This window comes from Larkinella ripae (genome assembly GCF_054780775.1).
The window spans coordinates 84,593-100,146 of the sequence record NZ_BAAGVR010000020.1; the positions used below are offsets into that span (position 1 = coordinate 84,593).

General features: G+C 54.1%; 9 protein-coding genes. 2 read left to right on the forward strand and 7 right to left on the reverse strand.

The genetic code is table 11. The annotated features are described in order from the left end of the window. Positions 1–6: 6 nt before the first annotated feature. Both ACYVHX_RS11485 and ACYVHX_RS11490 read right to left on the reverse strand, forming a co-directional pair. Complete coding sequence (locus ACYVHX_RS11485; protein ID WP_460671780.1) at positions 7–3,219, reverse strand: SusC/RagA family TonB-linked outer membrane protein; 3,213 nt, start codon at positions 3,217–3,219, stop codon at positions 7–9. A gap of 54 nt (positions 3,220–3,273) precedes the next feature. After that, positions 3,274–3,975, reverse strand: coding sequence for a DUF3826 domain-containing protein (locus tag ACYVHX_RS11490; RefSeq protein ID WP_460671781.1), 702 nt, complete (start codon positions 3,973–3,975; stop codon positions 3,274–3,276). 399 nt (positions 3,976–4,374) lie between these two features. On the opposite strand from ACYVHX_RS11490, the gene ACYVHX_RS11495 reads away from it, so the two are divergent. Next, positions 4,375–5,271 carry an AraC family transcriptional regulator gene (locus ACYVHX_RS11495; RefSeq protein ID WP_460671782.1) on the forward strand — a complete coding sequence of 299 codons (897 nt, stop codon included), beginning with the start codon at positions 4,375–4,377 and terminating at the stop codon, positions 5,269–5,271. Positions 5,272–5,345: 74 nt separating this feature from the next. Here the strand turns inward: ACYVHX_RS11495 and ACYVHX_RS11500 are convergent, their stop codons facing one another. Next, positions 5,346–6,944, reverse strand: a complete 1,599-nt coding sequence (locus tag ACYVHX_RS11500) for an MGH1-like glycoside hydrolase domain-containing protein (protein ID WP_460671783.1) — start codon at positions 6,942–6,944, stop codon at positions 5,346–5,348. Positions 6,945–7,074: 130 nt separating this feature from the next. On the opposite strand from ACYVHX_RS11500, the gene ACYVHX_RS11505 reads away from it, so the two are divergent. After that, positions 7,075–9,390: a DUF5703 domain-containing protein gene (locus ACYVHX_RS11505; protein ID WP_460671784.1), complete on the forward strand. Its 2,316-nt coding sequence runs from the start codon at positions 7,075–7,077 to the stop codon at positions 9,388–9,390. A gap of 137 nt (positions 9,391–9,527) precedes the next feature. On the opposite strand, the gene ACYVHX_RS11510 is transcribed toward ACYVHX_RS11505, so the two are convergent. Genes ACYVHX_RS11510 through pdxA form a run of 4 tightly spaced genes read right to left on the reverse strand, consistent with a single transcriptional unit; the run spans position 9,528 to position 15,500 of the window. After that, on the reverse strand, positions 9,528–11,546 hold the full coding sequence (locus ACYVHX_RS11510; protein ID WP_460671785.1) for an aceric acid hydrolase: 2,019 nt from the start codon (positions 11,544–11,546) through the stop codon (positions 9,528–9,530). Between the two features lie 41 nt (positions 11,547–11,587). Then, on the reverse strand, positions 11,588–13,201 hold the full coding sequence (locus tag ACYVHX_RS11515; protein WP_460671786.1) for a sodium:solute symporter family protein: 1,614 nt from the start codon (positions 13,199–13,201) through the stop codon (positions 11,588–11,590). Positions 13,202–13,217: 16 nt separating this feature from the next. Then, a complete protein-coding gene (locus tag ACYVHX_RS11520) occupies positions 13,218–14,357 on the reverse strand; it encodes a four-carbon acid sugar kinase family protein (protein WP_460671787.1) in 1,140 nt (379 codons plus the stop codon). A 60-nt stretch (positions 14,358–14,417) separates the two neighbouring features. Beyond that, entirely contained in the window at positions 14,418–15,500 is a 1,083-nt protein-coding gene (gene pdxA / locus ACYVHX_RS11525; RefSeq protein WP_460671788.1) for a 4-hydroxythreonine-4-phosphate dehydrogenase PdxA, read from the reverse strand. Positions 15,501–15,554 lie beyond the last annotated feature (54 nt).

The following is a 15,554-nucleotide window of genomic DNA, read 5'->3' on the forward strand; positions in this document are numbered from 1 at the left end:
CGAGGATTACAGGCCCAGATTTAAACCCAGCGAGAAGGAACGCAGCACCGGATAAGCGTCGTAGTTACCCGAATACGTTTTGTAGTCATACGGATTATACAGATTAAGCGGATTGGTAGCCACCAGATAGACCCGGACGTTGGTCAGTCCCAGCCGACCCGAAAAACCGGCGGGCAAACCGTACGAAACGTTGACGTTGCGGACCGCCAGTTGGGTCGAACTCCGGAACCAGAAATCCGAATCGACATTGTACGTATCCTTGTAATACGGATTGGGGTAGGTCGCATTGGGGTTTTCGGGCGTCCAGTGATCGGCCCAGAATTGCGGCCGGTTGGCCGTGGGCGTAGCCTGCGAGCGGGCGGTTGATTCGACTGCATCCTGCCCGCCGAACGATCCGCTGATGACGGCGGCCACCGACAACCCTTTGTAGGACGTGCTGAAATTGAACCCAAAACCGTAGTGGTTACTCGCTTTCCGCGTCAGAAACTGCATGTCGGCTTCCGTAATTTTTCCATCCGGAGCGGTGTATTGCCCGGAAGCATCTTTCGGACCGCGAACGTCTTCGTAATACAACATACCCGGTTTTGGGGCGGCTCCGAAAAGGGTGTAGCCCGGATTTTGTTCCAGATACCGATCCACATCCTGCTGTGACCGGAACATCCCGAGGTAGCGGTAGCCCTTGAAACCCAGGTCCGACGACTTGCCCAGCGGGTCCTCAAACGTACCCAGTTTGCCTTTGTCGACATCGATCCGAATTTGCTTATTGTCGCTCCAGGTCAGAAAGGCATTGACTTTGTAGGACCAGTCGCTGCCAATTTTGTCGTTCCAGCCCAGCGAGAATTCCGTTCCGAAACCATCGACAATCGCGTAGTTCTCAGAAGGCAAGGTCGCTCCCACCAGCAGCGGCACCGATGAGGTCAGGCTGGTCAGCATGTTGTAGCGGTGGTCGTAAAACGCATCCAGCGTCATCGAAAGGCGGTTTTTGAGAAACTGCGCGTCGATCCCGATGTTGTACTTCGTGTTATCATCCCAACGGGCCTGGCGGTTGGCCATCGCGTTGTTCGGGGCCACAATCAGCGGACGATCGGTATTGCCGCCAAAAACCGCCCCTTTCCCGGTTTGAATCGAATAGCTCGTTAGCCAGTTGTACGGCTTGGTGGCATCCCCGCCCAGAAAACCCAGCGACCCGCGCAGTTTCAGGAAGTCAACCCAGCGAACCCCGCCCCGAAAAAACGGTTCTTCGGAAATAACCCAGCCGGCCGAGAACGACGGAAACAAGCCCCAGCGGTACTCGGGCGCAAACCGGGTCGAAGCATCGTAGCGAATGGCGGTTTCAAAGAAATACTTGTTGGCGTAGTTGTAATTGACCCGACCCGCATACGACAGAAAACCGGTTTCCGATTCGGTTTCGGTGGTCGTCTGGGTGCCAACCGCGTAACGCATGTTGTCCAGCCCGCCGATGATGACGCCCTCGGCCATGGCGGCAATGTTGTCGGCGTGGGTTTCGGCCTGCTCGAAGAAGGCGATGGCCGAAATCTGGTGCTTGCCAAACTGCCGGTCGTAATTCAGATACCCGTTGAACTGGTAGGTATCGACATAACCCGGATTGGCCCGCACCCGGTCGCCGTTGTTCAGCGTAACAATTTTCTGCACATCGCCCCCGTAAATGTGTTTGTGGTCGCCGAGCATCGAGAAATTGTAGACGTTGTATTTCGTGCCGTACTGCTTGCCGAAGGTGTTATCAAACGTCCGGCTGTAAAGAACCCGCGCTTTCAGGCCCTTCACAAACGGGATGTCGTAATCCAGATTGGCCGTAACGTTCAGGCCGCTGCTGCGGGTCTGGGTGTAGTTATTCGATTTCTGTACTTCAAAAAAGTGGAAGGCACCGAAGTCGTTGGCCCCGCCGTTCGATAGCAAAACCGGCAAACCGTTCACATACGGCGCGGCAAACTGGGGCGTATACAACAAGCTTTTCATGTCGTTTTCGGCACTTTCACCCCCCTGTTTGAGGTAATACATCCGTTTATTCGACAAATCCCCGCTCAGCGAAAGGGCCGCTCTCAGTCTTTTGGTTACCTGCATATCGGCACTCGCCCGAAACGTCCATTTGCTCGAATTGATGTTATCGAAATTGGCATTCTGCGCGTTGTACGAAGCTCCGGCAAAATACGTCGCCTTTTCGTTGCCACCACTGACGTTCATCGCATGGCGCTGAACCGTAGAGGATTGCCAGGCCTGCCGCAACCAGTCGGTATTGTTGTTCTGGTAGTGCGCCAGCTCGTCGGGGGTATAAATGAGGGGATCGGAAGCCGGTTTTCCGGCGGCAAAATTCAGGCTATTCAGGTAGGTTGCGTGCTCGAAGCCGTTCATCATCGTCGGCAGTTTCCCGTCCGAAATCCCGGTCGAACCGCTGTAGCTAAACTTGGGCATCCCGGCTTTTCCGCGTCGGGTTGTGACCACCACGACCCCCTGGTTGGAACGGGCACCGTAAATGGCCGCAGCCGCGTCCTTCAGAACCGACACCGCTTCGACCTCCGACACATCCAGTGCGTTGAAATCCTCCTCCGTCCGCACCACATTATCGATGACGTAAAGGGGTCGCAAGGTGCCGCCGTCCTTCGACAGAACAATCGGATTCCGGACCGTAATCTGGGCGCTTTCGCCGGGGCGGCTGGTACCACCGGTCACCCCAACGCCCGGCATCTGCCCCACCAGAGCCGCCGATAAACTGTTAACCGGCAGATCCTGAACCGTTTTCAGATCGATGGTTGCCACGGAGCCCGTCAGACTGACCTTTTTCTGAACCCCATACCCCACCACGACGACCTCACTCAGCGAAGCGGCATCTTCTTCTAGCTGAACCACAAAAGACGTTCGCCCCTTGACCGGAACTTCCAGCGTTTTAAATCCGATATAACTAAAAATCAGCGTCTCGTCGCCTTTGGGCAGATTCAGCCGAAACAACCCGTTAACGTCCGACACCGTCCCGGTTTTCGTTCCCTTGATGAGCACGTTCACGCCCGGCAGGGGCTCGCCTTTGGCATCCTTCACAGTTCCGGTAATGTTGTCCAGCGGAGCCGCAGCATGCCTCCCTACCAGCGCCAGAGTCCCGCTATTTTTTTCAGCAAAAACCGCTTCCGAGATTCCCCCCAACACCAGGGCACAGAGCAGTTTTCCGGTGCCGAAGAGAATCGCTTTCTTTTGTAAAACCGGTGTCATAGGAGTAGTATTAAAAGTAGGTTTGTAGGATTTACTGCTATCAATTCGCTAAATTTATTCTTTTTCCTGACGGGATTTGGCTTCCTGCGCAATGCGCGCTTCCCACGCCTTGCTTGCTTTTTTCATATCGATTCCAGCCGCCGACAAATAATTGTTAATCCGACCTTTATACTTGCCAAATACCGCGTGTTTTTCGTTAGCAGTACCTTCATCCATGGCCCGCTCGCGCGCTTCCGTTAAATAGGCACGTATCTGTTCTTTTTGATCACTAGTTAAATCGGGCAGCATCGCCTGATAACCTTTCAGCGTAACGGGTAAAACTCCGTACGTCATTCCATCTTTGACCTGATCGATTTGTACAGCCGTTAAATCATCTTGTAACGCCAGTAAATAATCCGCATGAAGCTTTTTTAAAGCCTCGGCCATCTGGGCATCCAATCGGGATTTACCGGATTCCAGAGCATTGGTGTCAGCGGTTTCTTTCAGGGTTTTCAACGCTTCCTTTCGGGCTTCGTGAATGGTATTCAGGCTTCGGTACTGTTGCGCAATTTTCCCCTGAACCCGGACCGCTTTGACCGAATCGGCCAGCCCCAATGTAGCTACAATTTTGGCGGCCCGCTCGTTAACGGTTTTGCTATACGCATCCCCTTCCGTTTTTGCGCCGAGGGGTTGTCCCATTGCAGTTAGCTGGGTAAGAAAAGCGAAAAAAAGGCCCGGTAATAGAAGTTTCAAAGTCATGGCAACACGGATTTTCAAGATTGATAGTATGGACCCAACAACACGGCTTTACTGGTACAAACGACGGTGGTGACGGGCTGGGTTGTGGTTCAAAAAAAGCCCGTGAAAGAAGAAAAAAGCAAGAATTTACTATAATATTCCTTAGCTGATTACAAAATTATGGTACATTTCTTGGGCATAGCTGCATTTTTTTGTCAACTTACTATAGGAAATTATCATAGAATAAATAGGAATTATTAGAGTTATTCGATTATGTTTGCAGGTAAGATTTCTCAATCAACCGATTGAAACAGGATTGAAATGGATTCGGATCGGCCGCTGCGGCCGTTCAGCGAAACCGGGAAGCCAGACTACGCGTGGTGGTCGTTCCCCAGGTTCTTTTCGCCTGCGTTACCTCGGTATTTGAAGACCCGTACCATGAAGCCCTTATTTCGCAAAGTGACGGCCAGACCGGAGAGCTCGTTCACCGTTCGGCACGATACCTTACCGCACTTTAAAAACATCTGGCATTACCACCCGGAGCTGGAACTACATTATATTTTAAAGGGCGAGGGCGTGCGGTTTATCGGCGATAAAATCAGCAATTTTTCGCACGGCGAAATCGTCCTGGTGGGCGAAAATCTGCCGCACACCTGGCGCAGCGGCAAAGAATATTTCCACAACGATCCGGATTTAATGACGGAAGTTATTGTTATTCAATTTCTGCCAGATTGCCTGGGCGATGATCTTTTAAAACTTCCGGAAGCGTATTTAATTCCGAAGCTTTTTGAAAAAGCCAAAAGCGGAATGGTAATTCACGGAAAGGCCAATGAAAAACTCGCCGAACTGATGCATAAATCGCTGGACGCTTCCAACCTAGATAAGATTATAATTCTTCTTTCGCTTTTAAAAATTCTGGCTGAAACCGACGAATATGAGTTGATCGTAAACGGGCGGGCGGTTTTTTATCAATCCAACGAATCGGACACTTTACGACTCAATACGGTTTGTAATTACACCCTAACGAATTATAAAAAAGAAATTACCCTGGAAGAAATATCAGCCATCAGCAATTTGAGTGTTACCTCGTTTTGCCGGTATTTTAAATTAATGACGAACAAAACGTATTACGATTTCCTGATTGAAATTCGAATCAGTCACGCCTGCCGGGCATTGATCGAGGATAAGGCCCCCAACGAGGTGATCTGTTTCGACTGCGGTTTCAATAACATTTCCAATTTTTACCGGCATTTCAAAAAAGTAACCGGTTTGACGCCACTGGAATACAAACGGCAGTATTTCAACCAATCGAAGCTGCTGGTGGCCAAAGCCTGAGGAGAACCCGGTTCGAACGGACAAAAGATTCAGGCACAAAAGTATCCGTTTCAGCCGCGTTTTCCCACAAATTCCTAAAACCGCCTGATCATCACCGGTCCCGGTTTGTCAGCCCGAAAAATCTCGTTTCCGTTGGCAAACACCCGAAACCCTTTGCCTTTGCCATACTGCTTCCCGGTTTTGTCGTACAATATGGTCAGGCTTTTTCCGTGGTAAAGCACGTTGTCCAGGCAATACCAATCCCACTGGTTTTCCGGCAGAACGGGGCGGATTTCCAGAACGTTATCGGCCCGCGGCTTCAGGCCGATCAGGTCGTTGATGATTAGATCCGCAAAACCGGAATGGTTGTAAAATTTGCTGCGCGGATTGTCGCCTTTCAGCCATTCTCCGGTTTTTTCATCCTGATACTCACCCAGATAGAGCTGTCCGTTCATGGTGTGCGAACGGGCGTAGTTGAGCAATTCGTCGTAAAAAACCGCCTTTGTCATCGTTCCGTGATGCCGATACCTGGTCAGCAGATTCGACAAGCCTTTGAGGGTCTGCGTGGTAGCGAAGGGCCAGAGGGGTCCATCCCACTCACAACTGTGGCCCGAACCGTGCGTCCGAAATAGCGGGTGGCGTCGCTCGGCGGTGGTGAGCCCCCAGGGCGCGGAAAAACCGCTCGTATCAGTGAGCTGATTCCATGCCACGGCATACACCGGTTGGTCGTCGGGCAAATTGAAATACCAGGGAATAAATCCGATGGCTTCGCGGGCGCGGGCAAAACCGCCTTTTTCCGATCTGACTTCAAAAAACGACGATTCCGGGTTCCACAAGCTATCCAACGATAGCTTTTTCAGCTTCGTCGCCAGTCGTTCATAGCGATTTTGGAGCGTATCGTTCTTAACCAAACCGGCCATTGCCGCCAGCGCTTTTGCATTGCCGTACATGTAACTGTTGATGGTCGGCCGCCGGTTTTTCTCTTTCCGCGAACCGCTGATGGACTCTTCCATCGCATCCCGAACGTCGAACTGCCAAAACAATCCGCCGGGCAACTGCCGCTCCTGCTGCCATTGGCGGAAATCCGCATCCAGCGCGATCAGATTTTTCTGAATAAATCCGTGGTCCAGATTAACCAGGTAACGATTGTAAACCGCATCATCGACCCAGCTGCTGAACGCATGAAACCGGGGCGCTTTGTGCTGCGGATCGACGTAGAGCCAGAACGAAAGGTAGTCGTCGATGTATTTCGGATTGTGCAGCCAGCGTCCTTCGTAAATGTGATGCCCCAGCGCACTGCTGATGGCGTTATACTTCCCGGCGTGTTTGACGTCCGTGATAAATTCCGTGAAAATATAGCCCTCCGGTGTTTGTTTCAGGTGTTTCCGGAACGCCCACCAGCGGTAATAATACACGGTTTGCAGCGTCGAATCGGGGCAGTCGAAAAGCGGAATATTTTCGGAAAGCCACTCGAATGCCTGCGCATTCGGAACCTGATTTTTAACGGCTTCTTCATCGGTTGCATTGAAAGCAGTGACGTATTTTTCCAGTTTCTCCGTGGATAAGACGGCTGCCGACTGCGCAGCGCTGAACCCGGTTTTGAGCAGGCCAACCACCACCAGCACGCCCAGTAAAACGGTGTGTCGTCGTCTCCCTGAATCCATTCCAAAAAGCTGCATCCTTTGCTCAATCATACGCTGTTAAAAACCGGTACGTTCACAAATATACTCCCTAAATTTGCCCCAGATCTCTACTATTTTCTCTCATAATTATACCATATTAGCCTTGCTTTCTACCATACTATCCTCCATAAAAAACCGGTTTTTGGCTGGAACACTAATCGTTATCCAACTGATAGCCAAACCCTTGTTTCCGGTTTTGGCCCAACCCTCGCCCGTCGATGCGTACAATCTGGTTTGGACCAGTCCAAGCAAAAATTCGTCAGAGGCCATACCGTGCGGTGGTGGCGACATTGGGCTGAATGTCTGGGTTGAAAAGGGCGATTTACTGGTTTACATCGGTCGCAGCGGCACCTTCGATCACAACAATACGGTTTTGAAGCTGGGCCGGCTGCGCCTGAAACTTTCCCCGAATCCGTTCGACGAGGGTGCAACGTTCAAACAGGAGCTGGTCCTGAACAAAGGGCAGGTTGTGATCAACGGCAGTCGTTCCGGCCTTTCGGCGCAGCTGACGGTTTGGGTGGATGTGTTTCGCCCCGTCGTACACGTCGATGTGAGCTGCAACAAACCCATCAAAACCGAAGTGGCTTTTGAAAGCTGGCGGCACACCGACCGCGTTACGAAAGGCCGCGAGAATAACGCCAACTCCTACAAATGGGCGCCCCCGGCCGAAGTCAAAACGCTGAAGGATGGCATCGAATTTCGCAATAACGACCTCCTTTTTTACCACCGAAACGGCCCGGAACGGTCGGCCTTCGATGTTACTGTGCAACAACAGGGTCTGGACAGCGTTAAAAGTCAACTGTTTAATCCGCTGGCGGACCTCACCTTTGGCGGACTCCTGTCGGCCCGTGACACAAAACCGGCCGGAACATACCTGGGAAAATACCGGGATACGGACTTTCAGGGCTGGCGGTTGATTAGCGTTCGGCCCAGCCGGAGCCACGCCATCACCGTCCTGCTTCACACCCAACCGGCTCCCACCCTTGACCAGTGGCGGAGCGGTTTATCGGCGGCCCGAACCGCAGCGGAGCTGGCCGCCAAAACCGCCCGTCAGCAGTCGGAGGACTGGTGGAAAGCGTTCTGGCAGCGGAGTTTCATCCTGGTTTCGGGTCCCGAAACCAGCCCCCATTGGCAGATGGCGCGGAATTACCACCTCTTCCGGTACATGCTGGGTTGCAACGCATTCGGGAAATTCCCCACGAAATTCAACGGCGGATTGTTCACCTACGACCCTTCTTATACCGACTCCACGATGCGGTTTACGCCCGACTTCCGCAACTGGGGGGGCGGCATTCACACGGCCCAAAATCAGCGGCTCGTGTACTGGCCGATGCTGAAAACCGGCGACTGGCAATTAATGAAACCGCAGTTCGATTTTTACCGGAACATTCTGAAAAACGCGGAACTCCGAACCGCGGTATACTGGAAACACGCGGGGGCCAGTTTTACGGAGCAGATTGAAAATTTCGGGCTCCCCAACTCCGCCGAATACAACTGGAAACGACCGGCCACCTACGACATGGGCATGGAGCACAACGCCTGGCTGGAATACGAATGGGACACGGTGCTGGAGTTTTGCCTGATGATGCTCGAAACTGAGCGGTATGGCGGGCAGGATATTTCGGCGGATATTCCGTTCATTGAAAGTTGCCTGACGTTTTTCAACGAACATTATCAGTATCTGGCCAAACAGCGCGGCAGTAAAACGTTCGATGGTAACAACAAGCTGGTTCTGTACCCGGGATCGGCCGCCGAAACCTACAAAATGGCCTACAATGCCACTTCGACCGTTGCCGGGCTCCAGACGGTTTTAAGGCGCTTGCTGGAGTTGCCCGATCCGTACCTGACCGCCGAAAAACGGACCCACTGGCAACAGATGCTGAGCCGGATTCCGCCGATTTCGTTCCGGGAATTTGACGGCCACCCGACGATTGCCCCCGCCAAACTCTGGGAACGCATTAACAATGTGGAATCCCCCCAACTCTACCCGGTTTTTCCGTGGGGCATCTTCGGCATCGGAAAACCGGGTCTGGACACGGCCCGCAACACCTACTGGTTTGACAAAGATGCGCTGAAATTTCGCAGCCACGTCGGCTGGAAGCAGGACAATATTTTTGCGGCCCGGCTGGGCCTCACCGACGAAGCCGCCCGGCTGAACCTCCTGAAACTGGGGGATTCGGGCCGGCGGTTTCCGGCGTTCTGGGGACCCGGTTTCGACTGGACGCCCGATCACAACTGGGGCGGTTCGGGAATGATTGGCCTCCAGGAGATGCTATTGCAAGCCGATGGCCGCAAAATCTACCTGTTTCCGGCCTGGCCCAAACGCTGGGATGTCCAAGTCAAATTGCACGCGCCTTACAAAACCACCATCGAAGCGGTTCTGAAAAACGGGAAGCTGGAAAAGCTGCTGGTGACGCCCGAATCCCGACGGAGCGATGTTGTCAATATGCTGAAGTAATCCCCCATCCAATCACCGCAACGGTTGTGGCCAAAACAAGAGCTCGACAAGGCGTACTTTGGATAACCCCGGATGCAATCCGGGGCTCGGCAGTCCGGGGCTCGGCAGTCCAGGGCTCGCCAAGCTAGCCCAAACCTCTACCGCACCAGTGGAATCCATACGGCCATTTCGGAACGGCCCCGGTTGCTCCAGGCGTAGTACGGAATCAGGCGGATCGTGGTCGAAACCGGCGCCTTGTCCGACACTTCGCGGTAAAGCTGGTGAGCCCAGTTGGTGGTATCAAGGTGTTGGGCCGTGCCTTCCAGCGCCATCATTTTACTGTTTTCAATGGTCACCTGTTTGGGTTTGAGGGTATTTTTGGGCGATAGCGCCAGCGTGGTCAGCTTCTGGCCCGGATTATCGACCGATTCCAGGCAGTACACCACCGGCCCGCGTTTGACGGCTACCTGATTCCGGGTTTCTTCGACCAGCGGGTTGGCTTCGATCAGCTTGACGGGCATCGGCAGGTTTACCTCCACCCGATCACCCGGTTTCCATTGCCGGTTCAGTTCGGCGTATTCGCCCGCTTGGATGGCCGCCGAAACCGGCGCACCGTTCACCCGGATCGTTGCGCCCTGACACCAGCCGGGAATCCGGACAAATACCGAAAACGGATTGGCCGAAACCTGCTGCATGGTTAGTTGAACGGCTCCCTCCCAGGGATACGCGGTTTCCTGCGTCAAGCGGAGAACCGAGCCGTCTTTGAGCGTAGTGTTCAGTTGGTTAGCGCCGTACAGGTTCAGCCAAAGGCCTTTGTCGGACACGCTGTAGGCATAATTGCTCACCTCGGCCACCGTCCGCACCGTGTTGGGCGGGCAGCAGTTCGACTTTCCAATGTAGGCCTGACGACCGCCCATCCAGCGCAGCTGGTACGGATAATTATCGGACGCGCTCAGCGGATTGGTGTAGAAAAACGTATCGCCCGTCAGGCTGATGCCCGACAAAATGCTGTTGTACAACGTCAGTTCCATCACGTCGGCGTACTTGGCCTGCCCCGTAATTTGCAGCATCCGGTAATTCCAAAGCAGGTTGCCGATGTTGGCGCAGGTTTCGTTGTGCGCCGAGTGATTAGGCAGTTGATAGGCTTTCCCGTAGGACTGATGTACTTTCTGCACCGTGTCGGGTTTGTAGGAGGTGCCCTCGGGTGAAACCCCATCGTACAGGGCCCCGCAGCCGCCGGTGACGTACATTTTGCGGTTGATTACATCCTCCCACATCAAATCCAGCGTAGCGAGCAGGGTGCTGTCGCCGGTTTCGGCAAAGACGTCCGCAACGCCCGCAAAAAGGTAGTTGGCCCGCACCGCGTGACCGTTCACGCTGGTCATCTGGCGAAACGGCAACCGGTCGGAATTGTCGTCCGTGCCCTCGGTCATCCCGCGAATGTCGATCAGTTTCCGGGCCAGCGTCAGATAAGCCGGTTCGCGCGTGGTGCGGTACATTTCAATGATGCCCATGTAATGCGACGGACAGATGGCGTTGCGGGCCTGTTCGGGGCTGGCGTTGTTGTAAAAACCGATCAGGAAATTGGTGGCTTTTTTGGCGATGTCGAGCAGGGCGGTTTTTCCGGTGGCCCGGTAATGCACGCAGGCCGCCGTCATCAGGTGTCCGAAATTGTAGGCTTCAAAGCTCAGCCGGTCGTCGAACATTTTCTGCTCACCCGTTTTCTTTTGCTGGATGATGGCTTTGGTGTAAATGTATCCCTCCGGCGTTTGCGCTTTGCCAATCACGGCAATAGCTTCATCCAGCAGCGCATCGAGCTTAGGATCTTTGGTGGTGGCATACAAACCCGCCATCGACTCCAGCGTTTTGTAAAAATCGCCATCGTGAAACGACGGCCCCCGAAAGTTACCCGTCGCCAGACCGGCGGCAATCCGGAAATTTTCATACGCATGGCTCCGCTTCGCATCGGTGTAGGTGTCCCACAAGGTCGGTACCATGGACTCGCGGCACACCCTGAACCGGTCGGCCCAGAAACCGCTGGTCCACGTCACCTCGTTCATGTTCACGCCCTGCAAGCGCACAAACCGGCTCTGCGCCGTGTTCACCAGCGCTTTCGGCTGGGCAGCGACGGTCCCAATCAGGAAAGTCCCCGCCAGAAAACCAATTGCTCGTTTCATTTTTGGATTCATCATTCAAAAACCGGATTGGGTATCTTCTTTTAGTTGCCTGCTACTTCCGATGGGGAAAACCGGCTTGTCTCCCCGGTTTCAATCATCTTCGAGGTGCCGGTTTTCGCGTTTCGCCAACCGCTGTACAGCAGGTTGGGGTCCAGCGTCGGTTTCGGAAAAAACAGGCTGGCCAGGTAGCCCACCCCGATGATGACCAGGTGGCTGTAAACGCCCAGCATCAGTTTGTGGTGCGTAAAGTTGTACGTTCCCAGGTCGAGCAGCAGTTTTTTATCGTTGCCATACCCGATCTGGGTGGAGGTCAGAAAGGCGTAGGACGTAAAGAGAATGCAGACCACAATGGCGATGTTGACGCCCTGCCGGTTGGCCCGCGCGCTGAAAATCCCCAGCAGAAATATGCCCACAATCCCGCCCGAAAAAATGGCGTACAAGGTGAACACAATCCCTAAAACCCCTTCATTGCCCGCTTTCAGGTACAGGGCACCAATCAGCATGGCAATAAGTCCCGAAATCACCACCATCGTTTTACTGACGGTCAGGTATTCGCGGTCGGCACGGGCCGGGCGGGCTTTTTTGTAAAAATCTTCCAGCCCCACGGCCGCTAGCGAATTCAGGTCGGCGCTCAGGCTGCAAATGGCGGCAGAGATCATGGCCGCCAGAATGAACCCCACCACGCCTGTCGGAAACTGGGTCATGATGAAATACGGAAAAACTGCATCCGGGCGCAGACTGCCGGGCAGGGGTTGCTGGCGGTAATACACAAACAGGGCCGTGCCGATAAACATGAACAAGGCCCAGACCGGCACTGTCAGCGAAATACCCAGAATTGAGGCTTTAATGGCGTCCTTATCGGTTTTGGCGGTCAGGTACCGCTGCACGACGGTCTGGTCGGTGCCGTATTTCTGAATGGCGTAAAACATGCCGTTGATGACCATCACCACAAACGTCAGCTTCGTAAAGTCCAGATCGTAGGGACCAAACCCGGTGCGACCGCTGGCCGTGGCCACCTCGATTACTTCCGAAAAACCGCCTTTTACGGAAAACAGAATGACGGTCACGCACAGGATGCCGCTGGCAAACAGCATGAATCCCTGAAAAACATCCAGCCAGATCACCGCTTCGATGCCCCCCAGCAGATTGACCAGAATGATGATCAGCCCGACCACCAGAATGAGGTAAAACGTATCGACGCCGGTCATGTTGGTCAGGGCCACCGCCAGCAGGAAGAAAACCGTCCCCATCGACGAAAATTGCCGGAGCACAAACGCCACGGAGCTGTAGTAGCGGGCCAGCGAACCAAAACGCTTTTCAAAATATTCGTAGGTGCTCAGCCCGATCACCTTGCGGTACAGCGGGACGATAAACCAGACGGTTCCCAGCAGCACAATCGGCACCATCAGCCCCTGCACCAGCAGCAGCCAGTTCGACGAATAGCCCTCGCTCGGGTAGCCCAGAAAAGTCACGCTGCTGATGAGCGTCGCCAGCAACGACAGACCGATGGCCCAGGCCGGCACTCGCCCTTTGGCGGCAAAATAGCTTTCGGTGGTCCGCTGATTTCGGGCGAATCGTAACCCGAAATACAGGTTGATTAACAGGACGGCCACGATTATTCCGTAATCGATACCGTGTAAGGTTGGGGTTGCCATTCGGTTCAGGAATTCATCAAAATGTCCACAATTCCGGGCTCCAGCGATAGCTACCCGGTTTTACCGTGATGTGCAGCGAATCGTTTTCCAGGGTCGCACACCGAACCACGCCTGGTGCCAGTTCCTGCGTCGGAACGAGCCGCATCACGCCGATTTCGCGCAAAATGGCCGAAGCCGTGGAACCGCCTTCGATCACCAGTTCGTTAACCAAAACCCGGTTTATGATCTGTTGGACGGTTTTTGCCATCATCGTCCGCAACTGAACCGCATCCGGCTTTTCAACCGTTCGGGGGTCAATCGCCAGGATGGCCACCCGGTTTTGCCGAAGGCTTTCCGCTGTTTCGGCGGCCCACGTTTCAAGCGCTGCTTTCGCAGAATTTTGCCCGAGTGATTTGGGCATATAATGCACGGAATGCCCCGCTTCTACTGCTTTCCGCACCAGTTCGACGCTCTCGTTAAACGCACTGCCGCAGACATACAGCCGGGTTTGCCCCAGACTGAACGGAACCGCGGTTTGGGTTTTCGGCAGCGCCAGCGAATCCAGTACAGCCGAGAAAAAACCGGAACCGCCACCCACAAGAGTCTCAGGATCAAGGTGATAAATCCAGGCTTTAAAATCGGCCGGTTTTTCGACTTCACCAACAACGATTCCCCGCTGCGGCAGCGGTTTTTGGGATGACTGAACAAAAACCGGCTCCCGGCTCCTGCTCAACCGTTTTGAAACATCGGATTCCGTGACCGGAAATTCCGGATCATCCGCGAAATGGGTCTGGTGAATCAGCTCGCCCTCGACGTAATACTGCCCGTTGACCAACGTTCGACCCAGGGCCGGATTGGCCGAAACCAGCAGGGCTTTAGACAGGTCCAGAACCTGTTGCATGGCCCGCGTCTCCGCGATAACGTGCCCCCGCAGCACCGAATCAATCTTCTTGTAAATCAACTGCGGTTTTAACCTATGCAAAGCCCGGCAAACGGCCGTAATAGCCCGAACCGCTTCCGGTTCGGAAACCGAGCGCGTATCCGTCGCCACCACCAGCAATTCAGCCTGCGTCTTCAGATTCAATGTCATCGCAATTTCCACCGTTAATCCGTGCGTCCGGCCAATTCCGGCCAATTCGGCGGCTCCCGTAAAATCATCGGCAATCACGGCGAGCATGGTTTAATGAGCGAGTGGGTGAAAGAATGAAGGTATGAAATCGGGGTGCTATAGGAAAAATCAGGTCAACATTCGCTCCGCTTCGGCGCTCCGACGCACTCTTTCACGAATTCGCACGTTCGCCAGCTGTACCGCCGACTCAATCGCCAGAATCAGGGCGTCGGGGCTGGCAACGCCTTTTCCGGCAATTTCAAAGGCGGTTCCGTGATCGACCGAGGTCCGAATAATCGGCAACCCCAGCGTGATGTTAACGCCTTTCACGCTGTCCATCTGCTTTTTCTCCGCGTTCCATTTGAACCCCGTCAGCTTGAACGGAATGTGCCCCTGATCGTGGTACATTGCCACCACTCCGCCGTAATAGCCCGTTGCCGCTTTCGCAAACAGGGTATCCGCCGGAACCGGCCCATCCACGTCAAAACCGCGCTGGCGGGCTTCCAAAACCGCCGGTAAAATTTCCAGATCGTCCTCCGTTCCGAACAGGCCCGAATCACCCGCGTGCGGATTCAGGCCCGCCACGCCAATTTTCAGGTTGGTTTCGCCCAGCGAAATCAGACCGTGGTGCAACAGCTCAATCACTTCCAGAATCCGGTCTTTCCGGACCAGATCGCAGGCTTGCCGGAGCGATACGTGCGTCGAAACGTGGATGACTTTCAGGTGATCTTCCACGAGCAGCATACCGTATTTTTTGGTGCCGGTAAAATGCGCGTAAATCTCGGTATGGCCCGCAAAACGGTGGCCGGCTTCGTTGATTGATTTTTTGTTGATCGGCCCGGTAACGGTCGCATCGATTTCGCCGGCCAGCGCCAGGTCAATGACGGTCTTGACCGACGCAAACGCGGCTTCTCCCGCCATCGCCGAAATTTCGCCGAATTGCAGGGTCACCAGATTCACATTCGCCAGGTCATAGACATCGATCATTCCCCATTGAAACTGGGCGTTCTGCACGGTTTTGACCGGATTGATCACTACATCGAGCTGCAAGCGCGTGGCAATATCCTGAAAAACAACCGCGTCGCCCACCAGGATCGGTCGGCAAATCGCGTGAATGGCCGGATTGGACAACGCTTTCACCGCAATCTCGGGGCCAATGCTGGCGGGGTCGCCCATGGTAATGCCGACGATCGGCTTGTGTTTCCTGTTCATTTCTGTTTTCGGTATACGGTTTTGGGTATACGGTTTTCGGTTTACGGTTTTCAG

What these genes read in the sequence shown, in the direction of transcription:
- ACYVHX_RS11485 (WP_460671780.1), bottom strand. Translation starts at nt 3,219, where the DNA reads ATGACACCGGTTTTACAAAAGAAAGCGATTCTCTTCGGCACCGGAAAA.
- ACYVHX_RS11495 (WP_460671782.1), top strand. Translation starts at nt 4,375, where the DNA reads ATGAAGCCCTTATTTCGCAAAGTGACGGCCAGACCGGAGAGCTCGTTC.
- ACYVHX_RS11500 (WP_460671783.1), bottom strand. Translation starts at nt 6,944, where the DNA reads ATGATTGAGCAAAGGATGCAGCTTTTTGGAATGGATTCAGGGAGACGA.
- ACYVHX_RS11510 (WP_460671785.1), bottom strand. Translation starts at nt 11,546, where the DNA reads ATGAAACGAGCAATTGGTTTTCTGGCGGGGACTTTCCTGATTGGGACC.
- ACYVHX_RS11515 (WP_460671786.1), bottom strand. Translation starts at nt 13,201, where the DNA reads ATGGCAACCCCAACCTTACACGGTATCGATTACGGAATAATCGTGGCC.
- ACYVHX_RS11520 (WP_460671787.1), bottom strand. Translation starts at nt 14,357, where the DNA reads ATGCTCGCCGTGATTGCCGATGATTTTACGGGAGCCGCCGAATTGGCC.
- pdxA (WP_460671788.1), bottom strand. Translation starts at nt 15,500, where the DNA reads ATGAACAGGAAACACAAGCCGATCGTCGGCATTACCATGGGCGACCCC.